Raw genomic sequence first — 23,245 nt, forward strand, 5'->3', positions numbered from 1 at the left:
GTCTCAGACCTCGGCAAGCTCCTCGGCTCTGACTACGACCTCGCGGGAGGCGACCCGGCGGGCCAGACGCGCCTCGCCCCATTTGATGAAGCCGACGCCGCCGAGGATGAACACACCACCGAAGAGCTGGATGGGTGCCGGCATCTCGAACAGCACGAGCCAGGCCACGATGACGGAGAACGGGACCTCGACGAGGTTGACGAAGGAGCCGACCGTCGCCCCGATGTAGCGCAGTCCGAGAATGCCCGTGATGTAGGCACCGACGGTGAAGACGACGATCATCGCCATGGGCAGAATCCACGAGACCTGGTAACCGCCGAAGTCGACGTCGGCCGCGACAGCGCCGGAAGGCATGACTCCCGTCAGCACGATGAGCGACATCGCCAAGGCCCCGACCCCCATGCCCAGCCCGGTCAGTGCGACCGGTGGGACGTTGATGGAGTCCTTCGCGGAGACAAGGAAGTAACTGGCCAGGCAGACGGCAGCGGCGAGTGCCATGACGACACCGAAGATGCTGATGTCGGAATTGCGGAGGTTGAGGATGAGCACGAGCCCGATCATCGAGACCACCACACCGATGAAGGTCACCGTGGCGGGCCGAGTCCGAGTGCGTGCCCAGATCCAGAACACGATGAGCATCGGCGCCGTCATCTCGAGCAGAAGTGCCACCGCCACTGTGAGGTGTTCGACGGCAACGAAGTAGAAGCCCTGCACGCCAGCCATCGACACCAGCCCGTAGGTGAGCACGGTCTTCCAGTTCCGACGCACCTCGTCCCAGCGCCCGCGCAGAGCGATGAAGCTGGGGATGAGCAGCAGAACGGCCGAGCCCGCCAAGCGGATGAGTACGACGGATCCGGGGGTCCACCCGATCTCATACATCGTCTTCGCGATTGGTCCGGAGACGGCGAAAAAGAATGCGGAGGCAAGTGTCAGCAGAAACCCCATGATGACGGTGCGATTCATTCTTGACCTCCTGAAACGTGTGCGGATGCGACGGTGGCCCGTGCCCTCGCCGAGGTGGTTGTGGTGTGTGGGTGTGAACCACAGACCTGTGGATGGTTCGATATGGCCGCGGTACTCGTTGCGTCTGAGCGGTGCGCGGTGCACGTTGCGTCTGTGCGATGCTCAGTGCGCGGTGCGTCTGCGTGGTGCGATTCGGCCCGAGATGCAGCCGAGTCCTCGCACGCGAAATGACAACTTCAGTCAGTATTTCCCACCGTCAGAAATGAGTCAAATGCATTTTGCCCCTTACGTGATGTGGCAGAATGTCACACACCATGACTTTTGCCTATGACATTCGCTCGAATCTCACCATGCTCGTGGATCTCCTCAATACCTCCGGCACCATTGCCGAGGCGGGAGATGAGCTGACGACAACCGCCGGACTCCACGGATTTGCTGCCCGGCACGACTTCTCCGGCCCCCTGGAGGCTACCAAGCCCGATGTCGAATCGACCCGGGAATTGCGCGAACGCTTCGCCGTCGCACTCAACGCCAGCGTCGACGCCCAGACCGAGAACGAGGCCGAAGCGAGGGAAGAAGGGGTCGTGAAAGCGGTGAATCTCACACTGCGCGAGGCCGGAGCGCTGCCGCAGCTGGTCAAGCACGGAGACTGGGACTGGCACCTGCACGCCGTGGGACAGGGCGCCAGCCTCGCCGATCGCGTAGCAGCCGACGTCGCACTCGTCCTCATCGATCTCATCCGCAGCGGAGACCTCGACCGACTCGGACGCTGCGCTGCAGAGGACTGCGACGCCTACCTGGCTGACTTCAGCCGCAACCGCTCGAAGCGCTTCTGTGATACCGGCAATTGCGCGAACCGCACACACGTGGCCGCATTCCGCGCGCGCCAGGCCGACTCCTGACTATCGGAGCAACCACCCGCCCGAACCGAGCGCAGTACAGCGCAGCGCACACCTCAGGAATCACAGGACCACCTCGGCGGACGATCTACCTGCGAACGAACTGTGTGGAAGCGCAAATATCCCTCAAATTGTTAGGCGATTCCTGAGAGTCCATGCGGCACTTCACCGCTCACAGGACTTTTCTGAGAGTTTTTTGGTGAGGTAGATCACAATCGCATTCAGGGAACTATCACGCAACTATCAGAGTCGAGCTTCAGACTGGATGCATGACTACAGCACACGATACCGACATCGAAGCCACACTCCTCGTTGTCGATGATGAGCCCAATATCCGCGAACTCCTCTCAACCAGCCTGCGCTTCGCGGGCTTCGACGTCGTCTCGGCCGCCAATGGAGCCGAAGCGCTTCGTCTGGCCGAGCAGACTGCCCCGGACCTCCTCGTCCTCGACGTCATGCTGCCGGACATGGACGGCTTCACCGTCACACGTCGCCTCCGCCAGATCGGCATGAACGCTCCGGTCGTGTTCCTCACCGCCCGCGATGACACCTCGGACAAGATCACCGGCCTCACCGTCGGCGGCGATGACTACGTGACGAAGCCCTTCAGCCTCGAAGAGGTCGTCGCCCGCATCCGCGCCGTGCTGCGTCGGACCCGCAGTCTCGAAGACGAAGAGAACGCCGTCATCATGGCCGGCGATCTCGAACTCGATGACGACACCCACGAGGTGCGCCGTTCGGGCATCCTCATCGACCTCTCCCCCACCGAGTTCAAACTGCTGCGCTACCTCATGCTCAACACGAACCGGGTGCTCTCGAAGTCGCAGATCCTCGACCATGTCTGGGAATACGACTTCGGCGGCGACACCGGAATCGTCGAATCCTACATCTCCTACCTACGCCGCAAGATCGATATCACGCCGGAGGCAGACGCCGCCGGACACCCCATCGAGATGGAGTGGACGCCGATGATTCAGACCAAGCGCGGAGTGGGTTACATGCTGCGCACACCGGAATCCAAGTAGTCGGACAAGCTCAGGCGCTAGATTACTCACGTGGCAAAAGAATCCCGTCCCACCCGACCCGGCTTCTGGGAAGAATGGTCGCTGACCACCAAGCTGCTGGCCATCATGATGCTGCTCATGCTGCTCGTTCTGTCCGGAACGAGTGCCTGGGTGCTCGAGAACCTCCGCGACAGCCTCGTCGAACGCACCGATGAGAGACTCATCAATGCTTCGGAGACCCTGGCCAAGCAGGCTTATCAGGATGTGTTCCAGCCTGCCCAGCTGCAGTCGGCTCCGTCGGGCAAGGACCAGTCAGCGGCCTCGGGCAAGGACAGCGACAAGGCGGATTCTTCACCCGGAACTCCCACCACCATCGATTCGCACTCGTGGGACGAGCTCAAGGGCCTCCTGCCCGGGGGCTTCTATGTCCAGTTCTATGACACGAATGGCAAGCCGATCAGCGACCCGGTGGCTCCCGAGCCGGAGAACCGCCCGATCCTGCCGACGATCGACGAATCCCAGGTCTACGAGCGCTCCGGTGAGCCATTCACTGTCGCAGGCACCAGCTCGAAATGGCGGGCACGGGCGATGAAGGTCCAGAACACGGACGTCCTCGTCTCAATCGCGGTGCCCTTCGACCGCGAGATCGACAACATCAACGAGCGCGCCCGCAATACGATGATCGGAATCGGGCTGCTGGCACTGGCCATGGTCGCTGGCGTCGGATACTGGGCGATCAACAACACGTTCCGGCCGCTGCGCGACATCGAAAAAACCGCCTCACGGATCGCCGCCGGTGACCTGAGCCAGAGGGTGCCGACATTCCCCCGCAACACCGAACTCGGTCGACTGTCTGGCGCACTGAATACGATGCTGGGGCGGATCGAGGATTCCTTCGACGGACAGACGCGGTCGGAGAAACGCATCCGCCAGTTCGTCTCCGACGCCTCACACGAACTGCGCACACCGCTGGTCACCATTCGCGGCTACGCCGAGCTCTACCGACAGGGTGCGATCACGAAATCAGATGACATCGGCGCAGCAATGGAGCGCATGGAGTCCGAAGCCAAACGCATGGGCGTCCTTGTCGACGACCTCGTCGTCCTCGCCCGCCTCGACGAACAGCGACCAGCCGAGATCGGTCCCATCGACCTCCACCGGATCGCCCGCGACGCCGCCGCAGACGCAGCTGCTCAAGCCCCCGACCGGGACATCAGCTTCATCGGGCTCGATGGAGAGGACGCGCAACCCGTACCGATGATCCGAGGATCGGAGTCGAAGATCCGCCAGGTCATCGTCAACCTCGCTGGCAACGCTGTTCGGCACACTCCCGAGCACACAGCCATCGAGTTCGCCGTCGGCGTCGTCGGAGGCCGCACCGAGGCGACTGCGGAGCCAACAGAGCCGTCGAATGGTCAGGACACCGGCGCAAAAACCGGAGCGAACAAGGCCACAACGAACAAGACTGCGGCGAAGGACAAATCCCGCGAACGCGGATTCGTCACCGGAGGCGTCCGCATCTTCCGCCGAGGCGACTCGAACGGCAATGATCAGAACGACGCTCAGGCGCCCACCGGGATCGTGCCGGAAATGACAGCAGCCGGGTCCATCACCGTCGACGAATCGCTGCGCGGATTCCCCAACGGGCGAGTCAGATTCGAGGTTCGCGACCACGGCGAGGGGATCGACCCCGAGGTCGTTCCCCGGATCTTCGAACGGTTCTACCGCCTCGACGTCTCCAGGACTCGCGACACCGGAGGGTCTGGCCTCGGGCTCTCCATCGTCAAGGCGATCGTGGAGAACCACCACGGTGCGATCACAGTGCACCAGACACCGGGCGGCGGTGCAACGTTCCGTATCGATCTGCCCATCTCAGAAACTGAAGACAGCGCTCCGGACGCACGAAAGGACGAGCGATGAGCAGCAACGACCCTAACAATCAGGGCAACAACTCCAACAACAGGGGACGGCACGGGGATCAGGACCACCGGACGTTCCCCACCGATGGCTCACGCGAATCCTCAGATAGCCCCCGCAACTCGACTGCAGGGTCCCAGGACCCCACGGACGGGTCACGGCGTTCTGCAGAGGTCCCACGCACTTTCCCGAACGGTTCGAATGGTCCAGCTCGGGTCAGTCCGCCGGTCGCACCCCCGGCACGCCCAAACACTCCATCGCAGGGTCAGAGTCAGAGTCAGAACCAGGCTCCGTGGCAAGGACAGGATCCGAGGCAGGGACAGAGGCGGGACACCGGCTTCGGCCCCCAGGGCCAGAATCCTCCTCAGATGCAGCCGACTCGTGCTCAGCCCCCTGTGGATCCGCCGACAGGGCACCCCGGACACCCTGGACAATCTGTACAACCTGGGCACTCCGGACAACCTGGGTATAGTCGCCCGCAGGCCGGACCCAACACACCCAGCGGGGCAGCCCAGACCGGCTCCAACTCCCCTGCTGACACGAACCCCTATGGCACTGCGTATTCTCAGGGAGCCGGTCAGACTGCTGCAGGTGCTGGCGCTGCAGCAGGTGTCGGCACTGCAGCAGGTGTCGGCACCGCAGCAGGTGCTGGCACCGGCACAGCCGCCTACCCTCACTTCGGCAATCAGCCGAACCAGGGCGGTTACCCCACACCGAATTCCACAGAATTCCAGTCCGCGCCCGGAGGCCCAGGTGCGCCTGGCGCGCCCGGGTGGTCAGGGCCGTACGGAGGCGAAGCCCCACCTCGGCGAGAGAAGCGAGGACCGGGCTGGGGAGCGACTATCGCCATCGCTGTGATCGCCGCTCTGCTGGGCGGAGGTGCGGCCTTCGGCGGAAGCTATGCGGTCAGCGCCCTCGGTGGAGAAGAGCCCCGCAAGGTCGCCGAACAGACCATTGAGACCCCGGATTGGACCGAGGTCGCGAAACAGACGTCCCAAAGCGTCGTCTCGATCCAGGTCGGCACCGATGGCCAGGTACAGGCGCTGGGCTCGGGCTCGCTCTACGACGACCAGGGACACATCATCACGAACAACCATGTGGTAGCCCCGGCGGACACACCCTCCGGTGAGATCTCGGTGACGATGAAGAGCGGTGAAACGACGAAGGCCGAAATCGTCGGCCGGGATCCGTCGACCGATATTGCTGTCATCAAGCTTGACCAGGTTCCCGACGGTGTCGAGCCTCTGCCCGTCGGTGACTCGAAGAAGATGAAGGTGGGAGATCCGGTGATGGCATTGGGCAACCCCCTCGGCCTCGCGGACTCGGTTACCACCGGCATCGTCTCAGCCCTCGACCGTCCGGTATCCACAGAGAATATCGGTCAGGACGCATCCTCGCAGGAGAAGGAGATGACGATCACGAACGCCATCCAGACGGATGCGGCGATCAACCCCGGCAACTCCGGTGGTCCGCTCGTGGACGGCGATGGCAACTTCATCGGCGTGAACTCCGCTGCGGCCTCGTTGAGCCAGGCCGGTGAGGGCGGTCAGTCGGGGTCGATCGGCATCGGATTCGCCATCCCCGCCTCGCAAGCCGTGATGATCGCCGACCAGCTCATCGCCAACGGCAAAGCACTGCATCCGTTCCTCGGGATCACGCTCACCGACGGACAGATCAACAGCGGCGGCACCACCCGAGGCAGCGCCAAGGTGCAGTCGGTGCAGTCCGGGTCGCCTGCAGACAAGGCAGGCTTCAAGGACGGCGACGACATCGTGTCCGTGGCTGGCACCAAGGTGAACAATGCGATCGCTCTGCGTGCACTCGTCCGTGCACAGTCGACAAGCGCTCCCGTTGACTTCACTGTGGTCCGCGGCGGCCAGGAGCAGACGTTGAAGACAACGCTCGTGCTGAAGTAGCAGGACTTGAGTGCAGATCACTGTGGATGACGATCTCACTCGTGCGTATAGGGGGTGTGGACAGCCGAGCGCTGTCCACGCCCCCTTTTTGTGAGCTTCTTCTGGCGCGAGCCAAACGCGATGCTGGGATGCATCCCGGTGTCTCGTCCCGAGCTCCGGTGCCCCGCCTTTAGGAGTAGTCATGAGTTTCGAAGTCGACGCCGAACGCGTCTCATCCGCAGCCGCCGCCACAGCAGGCACCTCCCGGACCCTCGTTGCAGAGTCCAACACGATGCTGAGGAATCTTCTGGCCCTGCAGGAGTGCTGGAAGGGAAGTGCGGCACAGAATTTCCAGACGGTCATCAATGAGTGGGAAGGCGCACAGAAGCAGCTGTTCGAATCGCTGAACTCGATCCACGCGGCCCTCAACACGGCCGCCGCGCAGTACTCGGAAGTTGAAGCCGCGAACTCCCGGCTTTTCGCTCCGTGAGCGTTGAGCAAGCGGCCTGTTGTTCCTGCCGAATCTCACCAGGGGTATCTGTTCGACTTCTATGTCCGCGTCTGGCAAATTGTCAGCCTTTGTTAGTAGGCTGATAGCGATAGTTCGCGGCGGTGCTGGCTAGGTTTCTCCAGGTTCGGAGACGATCGGCCAGCAGTGTCGGGTCAAGACCAATGCAGGAGTCTACTACGGATGAGCATCTTCCAAAGGATCGCGGCGATCTTTGGCGCCAAGGCCAACAAGGCACTGGACAAAGCCGAGAACCCCAATGACACGCTCGATTATTCATATCAGAAGCAGCTTGAGCTGTTGCAGAAGGTACGTCGCGGTGTTGCCGATGTCGCCACCAGCCGCAAGCGACTCGAACTGCAGATCACTCAGCTCGAACAGCAGCAGAGCAAGCTCAGCGGTCAGGCCCAGAAGGCCATGGAAATGGGCCGCGAGGACCTCGCCCGTGAGGCACTGACCCGGAAGTCAGGTCTGGATCAGCAGATCACTGACCTGCAGGGCCAGCACGAGGGGCTGCAGGCCGAAGAGCAGAAGCTCACTCTGGCATCACAGCGGCTGCAGGCCAAGGTCGATGCCTTCCGCACGCGGAAGGAGACGATCAAGGCCACATACAACGCCGCAGAAGCACAGTCGAAGATCGGCGAAGCCTTCTCGGGGATCTCCGAAGAGCTCGGTGACGTCGGAATGGCAGTCCAGCGCGCCGAGGACAAGACCGCTTCGCTCCAGGCACGTGCCGGCGCCGTCGACGAACTCATCGCTTCGGGCGCTCTGGAAGATGTCACTGGTTCCTCGAAGGACGACATCAGCTCCCAGCTGGACGCGCTCTCAAGCGAAAACGATGTCGAAATGGAGCTCAACCGAATGCGCGACTCACTGCCCGCGTCGTCGAGCAAGCAGCAGCAGTCGCTTGAAGGCGAGGACAAGCAATGATCATCCGCATCATGGGCGAGGGCCAGTTCGACATCGCCGACGTCGACCAGAACCTGTTGCAGAAATACGACAACCAGGTCGAAGACGCCGTCGACGTCGGCAATGAAGAAGCCGCCAAGAACGCTCTGCTCGCCCTCCACGACTATGTCGTCGGACACGGCAAGCCCGTCTCAGATGACTACCTGGGGTCAAGCGATGTCGTGGTGCCGTTCGTCGACGCGACTCTGCAGGAGATCACGGAGCTCCTCACCGGTGAAGGCTTCATTCCGGACCCGGCCTGATCCACATGGCTTGAAATCGATGACTCCGGCCCACCGCCTTGGCTCAAGGCTGTGGGCCGGACCTGCCACTCCCAGAGAGGAACCACGATGAAGAATCGCTTCGTCAAGGACAACGGTCTCACCATGCGCATGGGGTGGACGATCTTCCTCAATGGGCTCATCTACGTCATCCTCATTCTTGCCATCTGGTGGATCTTCGGCCAAAGCATCTCCGGCGTCATCTTCGCCGTGCTCATCAGCGCGGGGGCTTTCTTCTTCCAGTGGTACTTCTCCGACAAGATCGCGATGAAGGCGATGGGTGCACGGGAAGTCTCCCCCGAAGAGGCCTCGGAACTGCACACGATGGTCGATCGACTCTGCCAGCTCGCCGATTCGGCCAAGCCGCGCGTCGCGATCTCGAACTCAGCCATTCCCAACGCCTTCGCCACCGGCCGTTCGCCGGAGCGCTCGGTCGTGTGTGTGACACGCGGCCTGCTCGAGAAACTCGACCGTGATGAGGTCGAGGTCGTGCTGGCCCATGAACTCTCCCACGTCGCCCACCGCGACGTCACCGTCATGACCGTCGCCGGAGTCACCGGTGTCCTGGCCGCTCTGATGATGCGCGCCGGCTACTACATGAGCTTCGGACGGTCGAACAACAACAACGGCGGCATTCCCATCCAGCTGCTGTTCCTCCTCGTCGGCGCCATCGTCTACGGTCTCTCCTTCCTCCTCATCCGCAGCCTTTCGCGCTACCGTGAGCTCGCCGCAGACAGAGCAGCAGCCATCCTCACCGGCGCGCCCTCGACGTTGGCCTCTGCGCTGACGAAGCTCAGCGGCGACATGAGCAAAATCCCGGAGAAGGACCTGCGCGCCTCCGCCTCGGCGAATCATCTGGCGCTCATTCCTGCCGTCAGCGGCAAGGCGGCCCTCGGACAGCTCTTCTCCACTCATCCCTCGCTCGACAAGCGTCTGGCCCAGCTGGCGAGGATCTCCGGGCAGCTCTCACAGCCGCAGTGACGTCTGACCTGCTGACATCCACCGTACTGACCGACATCCGCTAGGAGTTTTATGGGTTTCTTCGACGCGCTGCTGGGCCGCTCCAAACCGAAGCGGGCCAACCTCGACGACCTCTTCGCACTGCCTCCCGCCGCACTCACACTCGAAGCTGCAACAGGCTTCAAGCCCACCGGTGTCGGAGCCGTGGCATTCAGGCAAGTCGAGGGGGCGGCGTTCCAGACCGCTGAATCCGAAAGCATTGCCCTCATCAGCTCGGACCCGGCCGCGAACGTGTCACAGCGCAACGACGGGTTCGGTTACACCTGGCAGGTGGTCTCCGACACCGACGCCGAGGTGGTCAACCTCGTGACCAATCTGCACGCGGTGAACTCGGCATTGGTCAGCCAGGGATTCGACACCATGCTGCTGTGCTCGACCGTCTACTTTGCCAACCCTGATGGGCGCCGTCTGGCGCTGGTCTATCAGTACAAGCGCGGCACGTTCTATCCATTCGCGCAGTCGGGCCCGAAGCAGCGCGACAATCCCCTTGAGATCCAGGTGCGCGGCGTACTGTCCAACGAGCTTCCGTTCGAAGAGGACACATCCAACTGGTCGGCTATCTGGGACGCACCCGGACTCAACGACACGCCTGAGGCCAATCAGCGGCCCTGAGCGCAGGCCCTGCCCTCTCGGCACCATCTGGTTAAGCGGCGTCACACCCGTTGAGCCACACCCGCTGAACCTCAGGATCCGGTCGAACCACCTCGGCTGAGCCGGAACATGCAAGAAGGGACGTCCCCGCGGGGACGTCCCTTCTTGCATTGTCTGCGTTGGTTCTGTCCGCGCTGCCTGTGTAGTGTTCAGCGATCAGCTCGACGCAAGAGCGCGAGAGCGCAAGTCCTATTCGGCTGAGACCTCGATGACCTCACCCAAGGCTTCGACGGTGTCTCCTGGACGAATCGTGGCGCCTCGGCGGGTCTCGACCTCGCCATTGACCACGACTTCGCCGTCGGCGATCATGTCTTTGGCCATCGCGCCGTGTTCGGCAACACCATGGAGTTTGAGCAGCTGACCGAGCTTGATCGAATCGCCGCGGATCTCAATCGTCTCCATCAGAACAGGTCTCCAAGATCGAATCCATCGCCGCCGAAGAAGCCGCCGCCGTCTCCACCATCTCCGCCGCCGAAGAATCCGCCGCCGTCGCCGCCAGCATCGCCACCACCGGCGTCACCGCCGCCGTCGTCGCCATGGGCGCCGTCCCAGCCGCCGCCCATGCCGCCGAACATCATCGAACCCATGAGGACACCGGGCAGAAGTCCCGAACCGGCGTAGGAATTGAAGTATCCGCGGTTGTATTCGGCATAGGCAGGTCCGGCTTCCCAATAGGCTCGTCGGGTGTGGCCGTCACCGGTCACGACCTTGCGGACGGCCGGTTCCGCACCCACTGCAACGCGCTCGGCGTCGGCAGCGCAGACGGGAACCGGGCGCAGCTGGCCACCAGCAGGCGCCCAGTCGATGTCTTCGGCTGAGGGGCCGTGCTGCGGGTTGAAGAAGCATGGGGGGCGGCGCACGGGAAGCGGCTTTCCGTCAACGCGGGCGCGCACGCACTTGGCGGAGTAGCGACCATCTTCGAGGGCCTCGGTGACACTGCGGATGTCGGAGGGTTCGGCGACACTGTCGAGCGTCTCCTTGGCAATGTCATAGGAGTCCAATGCCTGTTTGTAATCCTGCGAACCGCCGGTGTCGAGTTCGACTCCAGCGGTGAGGATATCGAGTTCGGCGACCTCCTCGCCGAAGGACGTCACGTCCTCTTCAGCGGTCTTCGTCACCTGCCGTAGCTCGGTGGCGGCAAGCTCCTTCTGACGGTGCTTCTCCTTGCGGTGGCCGATGAAGAAAATGGCCCCGAGCACCACGAGTATCAACAGGAATACTGTTCCCACGATCTATGCCTCCCCAGCAAAACGAGTCATCAATAAGTATGCCGGACGAGTCTGACAGGCGACTGAACCGAACCCTTGTGTCGGCTCAGTCCTCTAGCCCAAAAGCCGCTTTCCCCGTGCACGCCCAGCTCACTCACGGCAGATGCCCGAATCCTCAGCCCGAGGGGTCACGAAGTGCGTTCAGCTCAGGTGGCTCAGGCCCTTGATGAGCGTCGCGGTTCCACCGCCGAGAGCAAGGATGATCATAGCGATCCGAGCAGTCGAAGATTCGATCTTCTTCGACAGCCAGTCTCCGCCGACGAGCCCGGCGACGAGGACCGCCGCGATCCCGATCCACGTGGGTGCTGCCAGCTGCGGCCAGGCACCGTTGTCGAACACGGCTTTGAAGATCACCGCCGAGGTGGTTCCGACGACGAGGAACGGCTGCAGGGTTGCAGCGAACGTCCGCTGTTCCCACTTCGTCAGCACGGCATAGGCGCTGACGGCGGGCCCGCCCGTACCTGCAGCGGCCGACATCGTTCCCGAGAGGAGACCGGTCGTGAACTTCGTTCCGAAGTTCGCGGGCACCGTCTTGCCGATTCGGCCGATGACCATGGAGCTGATGAGGGAGCCGATGATGAGCAGACCGATGACGATCTGCAGCGGTGACGCCGGGAGGGCTGCTGCGAGGAGGGCACCGGGAATCGTGCCGATCACGGAACCCAGCGAGAGCTTCCAGAAGGAACCCCATTCGACCTCTCGCCACGTTCGGACGAAGACGGTGCCACTGGCGGCGATTCCGCAGATGTTGACAAGCACCACGCCGGAGAACGGATCGAGCAGAAGCACGAGGAACGGGCCACTGACCAGGCCGAATCCCATTCCGGTGACTCGCTGTGAGACTGCCCCGATGAACACCGCGAACAGGATGAGCATGACGACGGGTTCCATTTGCTCAAGTCTAGTTCAACACACCCTTAGGGGGCGGGGTTACAGTAAGAGTCATGAACAGTCGTCCGCTCTGGTCACGATTCAGCGCAGATCCCCGCGCTCATGGACAAGTGCGCGCCTCGGATGCCGATCGCGCCGTCGTGACAGATGTGCTGTCCGAGGCCTACGCACTCGGACAGATCGATGCGGAGGAATTCGACGAACGCGGCGAGATCGCCAATCACCTGAAGACCCTGGGTGAGGTCCCCGAACTTGTGCAGGACCTCATCATCGCCGAGGCGGGCGACGTCGAACCGGCAGACCTCACCGATTCCGCTCGTGCCCAGGCACTGGCGCGGCTGGAGGCAGACCGAGTTCCGATCACCCCCGCCCAGATCGATGCCGCGGCACAGAAGTACTACAAGGACCGCGTCCGCCGGTCGATGCTGGGGCTGATCGCGGGGCCGGCAGGTTTCATTCTCGCGTTCTGGGCTTTTACGTCGATCGCCTCCGGCGGCGTGATCTTCTTCTGGCCGATCTTCATCATGATTCCAATGCTCTTCGGTGCGTTCTCCCGCATCGCGCGCAAGGAAGAGATCATTCGTGCGCGAAAGCGGGAACTCACACGACGGGCGCGAGCGCAGCTGGGTGATGCGGAGGCGAAGCGGCAGCTCGAGGAGCGCGAGAACGACAGTTGGCACGGTGAGGCTGACGACGAGTTCGACGAGGAGTCATTCGGCCACGGGCTGCAGCCTCCACACCCGCTGGCTCCTCCCTTCGCACCGGGCCTGGATTCTCCGCGCGATGAAATGCGCAGGCGGAGACAAGAGCGCCGTCGACGGCGCAGAAACCCCTGGGACTGATAGGCAACGCAGAACCGTCAGGGCTGGAAGACTCGGATCTGAGCGAATTCCTCTGCTTTGTTGGTGCGGAACCAGAAGGCATGTGAGAAATATCGGATGTCCTCGCCATCGCTCGATTTCTCCCACTGGCCCCAGGCAGCTGCGGCTTTGCCGTGGGTGATGGCGGCCTCGAGATGGCCGGCCACTGCATCCTCGTCTGAGGTTTTCAGCAGAGCGTCGACGACCTCGTCGCACCCCGTGCTGGTCTCGACTCCCCCGCTGCCAATGATCTGGAGTACGCAGTCCTTAGCAATCACCTCGTCGAGGGCCTGTTTATCTCGGTTGAACAAAGTTCTCTTCGAACCGGGCGACGAACATGTTCTTGGGGCTGTTTCCGCAGGACTCTGTGCCGGTGAACGTCATGCCATCCAGGGTACGGGAGGAGCGCCGAGTCGAAAAGAGCCGTGCCGGCACCCTTTCGGGCACCGGCACGGCTCGTCGAGCGGTAGAGGCTTATCAGAAGCCCATGCCGCCCATTCCGTCCATGCCTGCAGCAGCTGCGTCAGCACCTGCGGCAGCCTTCTCAGGCTTGTCGGCGACAACCGCCTCGGTGGTCAGGAACAGACCGGCGATCGAAGCTGCGTTCTGCAGAGCAGAGCGAGTCACCTTGACCGGATCGTTGATGCCAGCAGCCAACAGGTCCTCGTACTCGCCGGTTGCGGCGTTGAGGCCGAAACCGGGTTCGAGGTTGGCGACCTTGTCGGCAACCACACCGGCTTCGAGGCCGGCGTTGGTGGCGATCTGCTTGAGCGGAGCTTCGATGGCAACCTTGACGATGTTGGCACCGGTTGCTTCGTCACCCTCGAGTGAGAGGGTGGCGAAGGCAGTCTTGCCCGCCTGGATGAGCGAGACGCCGCCACCGGCGACGATTCCCTCTTCCACAGCAGCCTTGGCGTTGCGCACTGCATCTTCGATGCGGTGCTTGGTTTCCTTGAGCTCGACCTCGGTCGCAGCACCGGCCTTGATGACTGCAACGCCGCCGGCCAGCTTGGCCAGACGTTCCTGCAGCTTCTCACGGTCGTAGTCCGAGTCCGAGTTCTCGATCTCGGCACGGATCTGTGCGACCCGACCTGCGATCTCCTCGGCGTCTCCGGCACCCTCGACGATGGTGGTCTCGTCCTTGGTGATGACAACCTTGCGGGCGGTGCCCAGCAGTTCGGTGGTCACGTTGTCGAGCTTGAGCCCGACTTCCTCGGACACGACCTGACCACCGGTGAGGATGGCGATGTCGGCAAGCTGAGCCTTGCGGCGATCTCCGAAGCCAGGAGCCTTGACGGCCACAGACTTGAAGGTGCCACGGATCTTGTTCAACACGAGAACGGCGAGGGCTTCGCCCTCAACGTCTTCGGCGATGATGAACAGCGGCTTGTTCGACTGCTGCACCTTCTCGAGGACGGGCAGCAGATCCTTCACGTTCGAGATCTTGGAGTTGACGATGAGGATGTAAGGATCCTCAAGGACAGCTTCCTGGCGATCCGTGTCGGTCACGAAGTAACCGGAGATGTAGCCCTTGTCGAAGCGCATACCCTCGGTCAGTTCGAGTTCGAGTCCGAATGTGTTGGACTCCTCGACGGTGACGACGCCTTCCTTGCCGACCTTGTCGATGGCCTCGGCGATCAGTTCACCGATAGCAGGATCTCCAGCGGAGATACCGGCAGTAGCGGCGATCTGTTCCTTGGTCTCGATGTCGATGGCGTTCTCGAGCAGGACACCTGTGACGGCTTCAACAGCCTTCTCGATGCCGCGCTTGAGGCTGAGCGGATCAGCTCCGGCTGCAACATTGCGCAGGCCTTCGCGAACGAGTGCCTGAGCCAAAACGGTAGCGGTGGTGGTGCCGTCGCCGGCAACGTCGTCCGTCTTCTTGGCGACTTCCTTGACGAGCTCGGCGCCGATCTTCTCGTAAGGTTCCTCGAGTTCGATCTCCTTGGCAATGGAGACACCATCGTTGGTGATGGTGGGTGCGCCCCACTGCTTTTCGAGCACGACATTGCGGCCACGTGGTCCAAGGGTTACCTTGACCGCGTCCGCAAGCTGGTTGAGACCTGCTTCGAGTCCCCGACGAGCTTCTTCGTCGAATGCAATCATCTTTGCCATAGTGGCTTAGATCCTCCCTGATGGAGTGGAATGGGATTCCAGAGCAATCGTCAACGCCCGCGACGGCAGAGAATGTGTCCGCATGTTCCATTCCACACATGGACCACGCTCTCGAGACGATTGATGAGAAACCCACGGTTTTCACCACTACTAGATTTAGCACTCTCACCATGCGAGTGCAAATATTGAGTCCGCTCGCGACAGTCGAATCGGCCGTCTCCTCCGTGATTGCGCGGTTCGGCCCAGCGCGAAACTCCAGCGGGTTCCGCGGAGCGGACGCATGAGGCACGTGTCCCATCGCGGGAGCGAGACGTGTGTGTGAGGCGTGAGGCGTGTGAACGAAGCGGGAGCGAGCCGGGCGCGCGCGGCGGGCGAGCCGTGTGAACGAAATGTGCGCGAGGCATGCGCGTGCAGCGTGCGAGCCGGTTGCGCGCGGCAGGCGAGCCGTGTGCGCGAAATACGCGCGACCGGGCCATGGTCTACAGCTCTACCTACGTTTCAAAGCCCCGCTTGCAAGTCGAGCCCTGAAACTTCGATCGGTCCCTTACCCGACTTCTGGCTCGCAGCCCCTGATTCTCCCCTCGCGGGGCGTGGTCCGCAGCTCCTTGAGACTCGCCTCTCCTTGAAATGCGCAGCACGCTGAAACGCGCAGCTCCTTGAGACGCGCAGCTCCTTGAGACGCGCCTCCATGAAACTGAAAAGCGCCAAGCAGTTGCCTGCTTGGCGCTTTCCCCGCTCGGAAGGATTCGGGCCTCTGCCGCCATCCCGCCGAAGCGGATCAAAAGACTTTACGTACGTGAGTCTCAGAGGAGGGTGACGGATTCCGCCTGAGGACCCTTTTGTCCTTCTCCAACTTCGAACTCAACCTGCTGGCCCTCTTCGAGAGCGCGGTAGCCGTCCATCTGGATTGCGCTCCAGTGAACGAACACGTCCTGGTTGTTGCCTTCCAGGGTAATGAATCCATAGCCCTTTTCGGCGTTGAACCACTTGACGGTACCTTGTGCCATTACTTCTCCATACAGTGCAGTGTCATTGATATTCCATCACCCGATTGCGACCAGTCTGGCCACAGAGCGGACAACGGAAGCTAGTAAAACTCAACCGACCCCGCGATTTCTCTCATTGACCTCTAGAGAATGATCTCGGTGAAGCACGAATAGAACACAAGGGCAGTGCTTGCCTAGCTGATGCAACTCTACCCCAGCGCCGGACAGGTCCCTCGACCGCTTAACACTGTTACCAATTCGTTATATGGACATATTCGGCGGGTTAGCTTCTGGTGGGAAACGCGTCTCACCAGCTGCCTCGCCAGCCGCGCCAAAAGTGCTCAGCTGGCGAGTACGGCACTGGGCTCATCAGTTGTTGTCGGTGGCACCGGCCGAGCCGGAATCTGCGCCGTCCGCGGCTGAACCATTTTCGCCTGAACCGCCCTCATCTGCGCCACCTCCGCTGGGTTCGGGTCCGCGCTCGGCGATGTCGGAACAGATGACGACAGTGATGTCGGCGTCGAAGTCCGTCGACGCTTCGGTGGCCTCGATCCCGAGCGCATCGGCGACCAGCTTCGCCTGCGAGGCGTTCGCTTCATCAGAGTAGTAGACGGTGGAGTCGGTCAGCCCGGTCGAATAGTTACCGACCTGGCCGATGCCCCAGCCCTTTTCCTCCACTGCTTCGGAGAACTTCTTCGCGACTCCGGAGACTCCCGAACCGTTGAGAACATCGACCTTGAGTGAGGAGTCAGCGACGCTGACTTCACTCTCACTGGGCGATGGACTCGCCGAGGCGGTCTTGTCGGAGGCAGAATCGGCGACGTTGGACTCGGGGTCCTTCATCGACGAGGTGATGATGTTGATGGCCGCGACCACCAGCAGAACGGCAACCAGAGCGAGGATGATGACCAGTGCGATGGCACCGACATTCGACTGTGCCGAGGAGTCCTGACGATGGGCTCCGCTGCGTCGTCCAGCTTCGATTTCGTCGAATTCGTCAGTCATATCTACCTCGAGACGCGGGCTTGTGCACGTTCGCTCTGCCGCGTAGTGCGGATGCGACGTAAGCGTTTGACCAGCATAGGGTCACTGGCAAGAGCGGCAGGGTTGTCGAGCAGGGAATTGAGGATCTGGAAGTAGCTGGTGGCTGACATGTCGAACCGTTCACGAATCGCATGATCCTTGGCTCCACCGTACTTCCACCACCGCCGCTCGAACTCCAAAACGGACACCTCGAGCTCGCTCAGTTCGGGGGCGCCTTGGTTCTGCGGCATAGACGTTGTGCTCCTTCGGGAAGAATCGTTGCCTCTATATTATCGCCCGGAGGACAGGACTGAAATTCGCGGCGCGCCGTCGGACCTCTACCAGCGCGCCGTCGCCACCCTTCCGGCACCGTCTACCGACCGAAACCCAGACAACCCACCCCGCCCCAGGTGACTCTCCACGGCGGCTGAGTAGCCACGGTGCGTGAGTCGCCCACAGCGGAGTGGGTCGAGAGTGCCGGCCGGCGGTCCTACACGGACGAGCTGTCGAACGAGAACCGATCAGCGGATGCGGATGTTGACCTGCTTGATCTGGGTGAAGCCTTCGAGCATGCCCTCCAGCGAGGCCTCACGACCGAAGCCTGAGGTCTTCATGCCGCCGTAGGACTGCCCGGCCAGCTGGCCACCGCCCTGGTTGACCTGGACCCAGCCGGATTCGATCCGGTTGGCCATGGTCAGTGCGGCATCGACGTTCTTCGTGAAGACGAATGCGGCGAGGCCGAATTCGCTGTCATTGGCCATGTCGATGACCTCGTCAACGTCCTTCCAGGGAATGACCGAGAGGACGGGGCCGAAGATCTCCTCCTGGCTCGTCTGCCATTCGTTCTTGGCCTTGGAGAAGATGACGGGAGCGTGGTAGAAACCGGGTTCACCGACCTCAAGTGAATCAGTTCCGTCGTAGGCGATCTCAACGCCGTCCATCGACTTGCCCATCTCGATGTAGTCAGACACCTGGTTGAACTGCTTCTCGTTGATGATGCAGCCGATGTCGGAGTCTTCGTTGCGAGGGTCACCGACCTTCATCTTCGACACGGCGTCGACGAGCTTGCCCAGGAAGTCATCGTAGATGTCCTCGTGCAGGAACAGGCGTGAGCCCATCGTGCAGGACTGGCCCTGGCGTGCGAAGCGGGTCGACAGCAGCACCTGCTGGAGAGTGTCATCGTCGTTGGAGTCGGGGAAGACGATGTTCGGGCTCTTGCCGCCGAGTTCCATCGAAGCATGAGCGAGACGTCCGCCTGCCAGTTCAGCGACGTGGCGGCCGACATTCGTCGAACCGGTGAACGAGACCTTATCGACGTCGGGGTGGACGTTGAGGGCCTCACCGATGACCGAGCCCTTGCCTGTGACGACGTTGAGGACGCCAGCCGGAAGAATGTCGGCGAGCAGTTCAGCCATCTTCAGAATTGTCAGCGGTGCATCCTCGGCGCATTTGAGGACGATCGTGTTGCCGGCGGCCAGTGCGGCCGGAGTCTTGAAAGCGGCGATCATCAGCGGCGAGTTCCACGGCAGGATTCCCGCGACGACGCCAAGTGGCATTCGCTTCGTGTACTGCAGCTGTCCGTCACCGGCAGGCAGTGTGTTGCCCTTGACCTCGCCGGCTACTCCGCCCATGTAACGGAACAAGTCGGCCAGGATGATCGTCTCCGGGCGTGCCTGTGTCCGGATGGCGTTGCCAGTGTCGATCGCGGTCAGCTGGGCCAGTTCCTCGGAACCGGCTTCAAGTGCGTCCGCGCAGCGGATGAGCATCTTCTGGCGTTCCTTGAACGGAAGCGCAGCCCATTCGGGGAACGCTTTGCGAGCGGCCTTGACTGCTCGATCGGCGTCCGCTTCCTTGCCATTGGCCACAGTGGCGATCACAACGTTGCGATCGATGGGGGTGATGACGTCTTTCCTGTCACCGTCGGCGGCTTCGACCCATTCTCCGCCGATGAACAGCTTCCAGTTCGTGGCCTCGGGAAATTGCGACATTGTGATCCTTTCACCTACTCAGTTCTGCGATGAACTCCTTCGAAGAAGCATATCGTCCGTCTGGGTCCGAAAAGAATGCCGGGACGGTAGGCGATGATGCACACCTCATCTGCGTTATGTGCACATCGGCACCGAACCTCGGCCCAGGCCACTCTCCGAGACCGACACGTGACCGCACGCCTGATCGCATACCTGGTCGGTCACGGATCGGAGACGATGCTTCCCATCGGTAGAATCGCGGGCATGACGTCCACAGCCGAGCTGACGAAGATCATGTCCTCCGACTGGGCCACGGCACTGTCCGACCAGGCCGATCGCATCCATGACGTGGGCGATTTCCTGCGGGAGGAGGTCTCCGCTGGGCGAAGTTATCTGCCCAGCGGAGACAAGGTGTTCCGTGCCTTTGCTGAGCCACTCGCCGAGGTGAAGGTAGTCATCGTCGGACAGGATCCCTATCCGACCCCCGGGCATGCGATCGGTCTGTCCTTCGCCGTCGATCCCGAGGTGCGTCCGCTTCCCCGGTCACTGAAGAACATCTACAAGGAGCTCGCCGCCGACTTGGGCATCGAACCTGCCGCCCATGGTGATCTGCAGGCGTGGTCAAGGCAGGGCGTCATGCTGCTCAATAGGGTGCTCACTGTTGCCCCGGGCGAGCCCGCGTCCCACCGCAAGCGCGGCTGGGAGGCCATCACGGAACAGGCGATTGCCGCTCTGGTCGACCGGGATCAACCGCTGGTGGCGATCCTATGGGGCCGAGAGGCGAGGAATCTGGCCCCGATGCTGCGGTCGGGTCGCTCGGAGGTCGCGATCATCGAGTCCGCACACCCGTCGCCGCTGTCAGCCAGCAGAGGCTTCTTCGGATCCCAGCCGTTCTCCCGCACCAACGATCTGCTTGTGCACAAGGGCATGGCGCCCATCGATTGGAGCCTCCCGCCCCAGGGCTGAGCGTGCCAAGACTCAGTCGCGGGGCTCGACCGCATCCACGGTCATCGTCGACTCGGTCGAGCGCGCGGATTTGGCGGTCTTCTCGACAGCATCGGCTTTGAGGTTCTTCAACGGCCTGGCCAGATAGCTGCCGAGCACGGCTCCAACGGCCAGGGCGGCATTGGCGAGGATCGCTGAGAACAGGGATGAGAGCCCCACAGCGAAAGATGTCGTCGCCGATTCGGCGACAATCTGATACACAGCAGTGAAGATCGACAGTCCCTGCAGCAGTGTGTATATCGCGGGAATCATGAGCACGATGGCCGGCGCACCCAGGCGCAGGGACAACGGGCGTGAGAGGAAGCCTGCCACGGTGGCCGCCAGCAGACTGGCGAGGACGTTGTCGATGTTGAGGATGCTCAGCGACATCATCGTGATATGGGAGGCAAGGCCGACGAAGGCCGCGGGCAGGATGAACCGCCGCGTCGCCTGCATACCCACGGCGCCGGCCATGGCGACGAGGGAAGCCGCAGCGATCGACAGGATCGCCGCGATCACATGCACATCGGTCTTGGGCACGAGGACCTCGATCGGTCTGAGCCCGATCGCCTCTCCGAACACGACGCCCAGTGCCAGTCCCGAAATGATGCCGGCCAGGGCAAGAACCACTCCCACCATCCGTCCAGCGGCGGTGAGCGGGAAGTTCGTCAGCGCGTCTTGGACGGACGAATACAGCGACTGAGTGGGCAGCAGCAGGACGATTCCGGCCGCCACGAGATACTGTGGTGAGGTGATGAGCCCGAAGTTGCCGGCAACCATCGCCACCACTGTCGCAATCGCGGCCTGCAAGGTGGTGGTGAAGAAATCTGGCAGGGTGGTGCGGCCGATGAGCTTGCCGACTTGGCTGATGAAGATCGACATGCCGATGCCCAGGACGGTCGCGACCACTCCACCACCGAGCAGCACGACGAGGCTGCCGACCATCAGCCCCCACGCGCCTGTGACGAACCACTCCTGGTAGGGACGTCGCTGTGACCTGATGGCGTCGAGGCGGCTGCGAGCATCGTTGAAGCCCATGTTCCCAGCAACCAGCTCCGTGACGAGCTTGTGCACGGAGCCCAGCTTCGCGAAGTGGATGGACTCGCCCCGGTTGACGCGCATGACGGTCATGAGGCGGCCATCGGAGGTCGAGTAGTGCACGGTCAGGGTGTTCGAGGTCAGATCCACCTGCGCGGTGGTCAGCCCGAAGGCGGCGCAGGCCGCGATGACGGAGACCTCGATGTCCGAGGTCCCTGCGCCGGCACGCATCATGATCGCAGCGAGGTCGGCCGCGAAGTCGAGGACCATCCTGGCCTCGTCCTCGCCCGGTTCGTTCGCCTGCACCGGATCCTTGTAGGGGGAGCCCTTGAGTGCGGTGACGATGGGGACCGGCTGGGTGTTGACCGATGTTCCGGAGACGAGCTTACCCACGGTGCGCCTGGCCACCCGCTGGGCGATCCGCTGGGAGGCGCCCCGGGCTTCGGCTTTCGGCTTCGACTTGGCTGCCGTCGTCTTCGGTGACTTCGCGCCGGAGTGAGCGACCTCGTCGGGCTTCAGCTCCCCGACCGGTGCTTCGCGCAGCTCCTGCAGGCGCTGCTGACGGGAGAGCTCAAGCAGTTCCTGCAGTGCCTGGGATCCGGCTTCCGCTTGGTTCGCACCGCGTCCGGGCTCGGTCGACGACTGGGCGTCGACCGGCACCTCTGCGGTGGGAGCCTCTTCTGTGCTCTCGTCCGTCACGGCTCACTGATGAGGGTAGGGCCGAACGGGTCCGCCACCTCGGCGAAACCTGCTTCGGCGTCGAAATCGTAGACCTTGCGGCCGGAGACGAACACCTGATCGGCGCGGGAGTTCAGGTCGAGCGGATCACCTGACCAGAGGACGAGGTCGGCGTCGCGGCCCGGGGCAAGTGAGCCCAGGCGGTCGTCGAGGCCGAAGATCGCGGCAGGGTTGATGGTCAGCGCCTCGAGCGCAACGACGGGATCGAGGCCCTCCTTGACTGCCAGGGAGGCTTCGTGGATGAGGAAGTTGATCGGGATGACGGGGTGGTCGGTGGTCAGGGCAATGCGCACACCGGCCTTGGCAAGTGCACCCGCGGTCGCCAAGGTGCGGTCGCGCAGCTCGACCTTCGAGCGACTGGTCATGAGCGGCCCGAGGATGACGTCGATGCCCTTGTCGGCGATGTAGTCGGCGATCTTGTGGCCCTCGGTGCCGTGGTTGATGACCAGGCGGTAGCCGAATTCCTCGGACAGGCGGATGGCCGTGGCGATATCATCGGCACGGTGGCAATGCTGGTCGAAGGCGAGTTTTCCGTCGAGGACATCAGCCAAGGTCTCTTTGACGAGGTCACGTTCGAAAGGTGTGCCTTCGGATTCGGCGTGGGCCCGCTTCGCTTGGTAGTTCTGCGCATCGACGAAGGCGTCACGAAGGATCTTCGCGGTTCCCATGCGCGTCGATGGGGTGACATTCTTCTCACCGTAGACGCGTTTCGGGTTCTCCCCCAGTGCGGACTTCACGGACAGGTCCTGTGTCACGAGCATTTCGTCGACGATGCGACCCCAGGTTTTGACGAAGGCGGTGCGCCCGCCGATCGGATTGCCGGATCCGGGCTTGATCAGCGCCGAGGTGACGCCTCCACGCAGCGCGTCCTTGAACCCGATTTCACTCGGATCGATGCCGTCGAGAGCACGCACACCGGCACCGTTGGGGTTCGTCATCTCGTTCGTGTCGTCACCCGACCAGCCTTCACCATCCTCATGGACGCCGAGGTGGCCGTGGGCTTCGATGAATCCGGGCAGGACCCAGCGTCCCCCAGCGTCAATGATCTCGGTGCCGGCAGGCAGATTCTGTGCGTCGGCACCCCCGGCCGCCACCGAGGCGATCGATCCGTTCGACACCAGGATCGTGCCGGATTCGATTGGTTCCGCGCGTCTGCCGTCGGCGTCTGCAATGGGCAGAATCCGTGCGTTGGTGATGGCGAAATCGATGATCTCTGGAACCGGAACCGAACGATACATTGTGCTCCTCTTGCAGTGGCCTTCAGGGATGAGATCCGTCTCGATTCGAGT

The 23,245-nt window shown here is 62.5% G+C and carries 23 protein-coding genes; 11 read left to right on the forward strand and 12 right to left on the reverse strand.

Annotated features, from left to right (window positions below):
• Positions 1-3 precede the first annotated feature (3 nt).
• A complete protein-coding gene (locus tag AAFP32_RS13750) occupies positions 4-963 on the reverse strand; it encodes a DMT family transporter (protein WP_350269594.1) in 960 nt (319 codons plus the stop codon).
• A 314-nt stretch (positions 964-1,277) separates the two neighbouring features.
• On the opposite strand from AAFP32_RS13750, the gene AAFP32_RS13755 reads away from it, so the two are divergent.
• The 9 genes from AAFP32_RS13755 (at position 1,278) to pspAB (ending at position 10,047) form a co-directional block, all read left to right on the forward strand.
• Positions 1,278-1,865: a CGNR zinc finger domain-containing protein gene (locus AAFP32_RS13755; RefSeq protein WP_350269595.1), complete on the forward strand. Its 588-nt coding sequence runs from the start codon at positions 1,278-1,280 to the stop codon at positions 1,863-1,865.
• Between the two features lie 266 nt (positions 1,866-2,131).
• Positions 2,132-2,887, forward strand: coding sequence for a response regulator transcription factor (locus tag AAFP32_RS13760; RefSeq protein ID WP_350269596.1), 756 nt, complete (start codon positions 2,132-2,134; stop codon positions 2,885-2,887).
• A 30-nt stretch (positions 2,888-2,917) separates the two neighbouring features.
• Positions 2,918-4,786, forward strand: coding sequence for a HAMP domain-containing sensor histidine kinase (locus AAFP32_RS13765; protein ID WP_350269597.1), 1,869 nt, complete (start codon positions 2,918-2,920; stop codon positions 4,784-4,786).
• A 365-nt stretch (positions 4,787-5,151) separates the two neighbouring features.
• Complete coding sequence (locus tag AAFP32_RS13770; RefSeq protein WP_350269598.1) at positions 5,152-6,699, forward strand: S1C family serine protease; 1,548 nt, start codon at positions 5,152-5,154, stop codon at positions 6,697-6,699.
• A 181-nt stretch (positions 6,700-6,880) separates the two neighbouring features.
• Positions 6,881-7,168 carry a WXG100 family type VII secretion target gene (locus AAFP32_RS13775; protein ID WP_101620108.1) on the forward strand — a complete coding sequence of 96 codons (288 nt, stop codon included), beginning with the start codon at positions 6,881-6,883 and terminating at the stop codon, positions 7,166-7,168.
• 201 nt (positions 7,169-7,369) lie between these two features.
• Entirely contained in the window at positions 7,370-8,116 is a 747-nt protein-coding gene (locus AAFP32_RS13780; protein ID WP_350269599.1) for a PspA/IM30 family protein, read from the forward strand.
• The gene (gene pspAA, locus AAFP32_RS13785) at positions 8,113-8,397 is read left to right on the forward strand and encodes a PspA-associated protein PspAA (RefSeq protein WP_350269600.1); all 285 of its coding nucleotides are present in this window, start codon (positions 8,113-8,115) and stop codon (positions 8,395-8,397) included. Before AAFP32_RS13780 ends, pspAA begins: the two co-directional genes overlap by 4 nt.
• 87 nt (positions 8,398-8,484) lie before the next feature.
• On the forward strand, positions 8,485-9,396 hold the full coding sequence (htpX, locus tag AAFP32_RS13790) for a zinc metalloprotease HtpX (RefSeq protein WP_350269601.1): 912 nt from the start codon (positions 8,485-8,487) through the stop codon (positions 9,394-9,396).
• 51 nt (positions 9,397-9,447) lie between these two features.
• Positions 9,448-10,047, forward strand: coding sequence for a PspA-associated protein PspAB (gene pspAB / locus AAFP32_RS13795; protein WP_350269602.1), 600 nt, complete (start codon positions 9,448-9,450; stop codon positions 10,045-10,047).
• 228 nt (positions 10,048-10,275) lie between these two features.
• Here the strand turns inward: pspAB and AAFP32_RS13800 are convergent, their stop codons facing one another.
• From AAFP32_RS13800 to AAFP32_RS13810, 3 genes are all read right to left on the reverse strand, one after another.
• Positions 10,276-10,488: an RNA-binding S4 domain-containing protein gene (locus tag AAFP32_RS13800; RefSeq protein ID WP_101620103.1), complete on the reverse strand. Its 213-nt coding sequence runs from the start codon at positions 10,486-10,488 to the stop codon at positions 10,276-10,278.
• A complete protein-coding gene (locus AAFP32_RS13805; protein ID WP_350269603.1) occupies positions 10,488-11,315 on the reverse strand; it encodes a hypothetical protein in 828 nt (275 codons plus the stop codon). Before AAFP32_RS13805 ends, AAFP32_RS13800 begins: the two co-directional genes overlap by 1 nt.
• 180 nt (positions 11,316-11,495) lie before the next feature.
• The gene (locus AAFP32_RS13810; RefSeq protein ID WP_350269604.1) at positions 11,496-12,245 is read right to left on the reverse strand and encodes a sulfite exporter TauE/SafE family protein; all 750 of its coding nucleotides are present in this window, start codon (positions 12,243-12,245) and stop codon (positions 11,496-11,498) included.
• Between the two features lie 53 nt (positions 12,246-12,298).
• Between AAFP32_RS13810 and AAFP32_RS13815 the strand changes: the two genes are divergently transcribed.
• Positions 12,299-13,087 carry a DUF1707 SHOCT-like domain-containing protein gene (locus AAFP32_RS13815; RefSeq protein WP_350269605.1) on the forward strand — a complete coding sequence of 263 codons (789 nt, stop codon included), beginning with the start codon at positions 12,299-12,301 and terminating at the stop codon, positions 13,085-13,087.
• 17 nt (positions 13,088-13,104) lie between these two features.
• Here AAFP32_RS13815 and AAFP32_RS13820 read toward each other — a convergent pair whose 3' ends face one another.
• From AAFP32_RS13820 to AAFP32_RS13845, 6 genes are all read right to left on the reverse strand, one after another.
• Complete coding sequence (locus tag AAFP32_RS13820) at positions 13,105-13,416, reverse strand: hypothetical protein (RefSeq protein ID WP_350269606.1); 312 nt, start codon at positions 13,414-13,416, stop codon at positions 13,105-13,107.
• A gap of 166 nt (positions 13,417-13,582) precedes the next feature.
• Entirely contained in the window at positions 13,583-15,220 is a 1,638-nt protein-coding gene (gene groL / locus AAFP32_RS13825; RefSeq protein WP_350269607.1) for a chaperonin GroEL, read from the reverse strand.
• An 803-nt stretch (positions 15,221-16,023) separates the two neighbouring features.
• Positions 16,024-16,227, reverse strand: a complete 204-nt coding sequence (locus AAFP32_RS13830) for a cold-shock protein (RefSeq protein WP_009881874.1) — start codon at positions 16,225-16,227, stop codon at positions 16,024-16,026.
• A gap of 348 nt (positions 16,228-16,575) precedes the next feature.
• Positions 16,576-17,211 (reverse strand): LytR C-terminal domain-containing protein, encoded by a 636-nt coding sequence (locus AAFP32_RS13835; RefSeq protein ID WP_350269608.1) that lies wholly within the window; start codon positions 17,209-17,211, stop codon positions 16,576-16,578.
• A gap of 2 nt (positions 17,212-17,213) precedes the next feature.
• Positions 17,214-17,480, reverse strand: a complete 267-nt coding sequence (locus tag AAFP32_RS13840; protein ID WP_009881872.1) for a DUF3263 domain-containing protein — start codon at positions 17,478-17,480, stop codon at positions 17,214-17,216.
• Positions 17,481-17,750: 270 nt separating this feature from the next.
• Positions 17,751-19,217, reverse strand: a complete 1,467-nt coding sequence (locus AAFP32_RS13845; protein ID WP_350269609.1) for an aldehyde dehydrogenase family protein — start codon at positions 19,215-19,217, stop codon at positions 17,751-17,753.
• A gap of 243 nt (positions 19,218-19,460) precedes the next feature.
• Between AAFP32_RS13845 and AAFP32_RS13850 the strand changes: the two genes are divergently transcribed.
• Complete coding sequence (locus tag AAFP32_RS13850; protein WP_350269610.1) at positions 19,461-20,162, forward strand: uracil-DNA glycosylase; 702 nt, start codon at positions 19,461-19,463, stop codon at positions 20,160-20,162.
• Positions 20,163-20,174: 12 nt separating this feature from the next.
• On the opposite strand, the gene AAFP32_RS13855 is transcribed toward AAFP32_RS13850, so the two are convergent.
• Together AAFP32_RS13855 and AAFP32_RS13860 are read right to left on the reverse strand one after the other, a co-directional pair.
• Positions 20,175-21,917, reverse strand: coding sequence for a threonine/serine exporter family protein (locus AAFP32_RS13855; RefSeq protein ID WP_350269611.1), 1,743 nt, complete (start codon positions 21,915-21,917; stop codon positions 20,175-20,177).
• Positions 21,914-23,194: an amidohydrolase gene (locus tag AAFP32_RS13860; protein ID WP_350269612.1), complete on the reverse strand. Its 1,281-nt coding sequence runs from the start codon at positions 23,192-23,194 to the stop codon at positions 21,914-21,916. The genes AAFP32_RS13855 and AAFP32_RS13860 overlap by 4 nt, the downstream gene beginning before the upstream one ends.
• Positions 23,195-23,245: the final 51 nt, after the last annotated feature.

Source organism: Brevibacterium sp. CBA3109, from assembly GCF_040256645.1.
Taxonomy (GTDB): Bacteria; Actinomycetota; Actinomycetes; order Actinomycetales; family Brevibacteriaceae; genus Brevibacterium; species Brevibacterium koreense.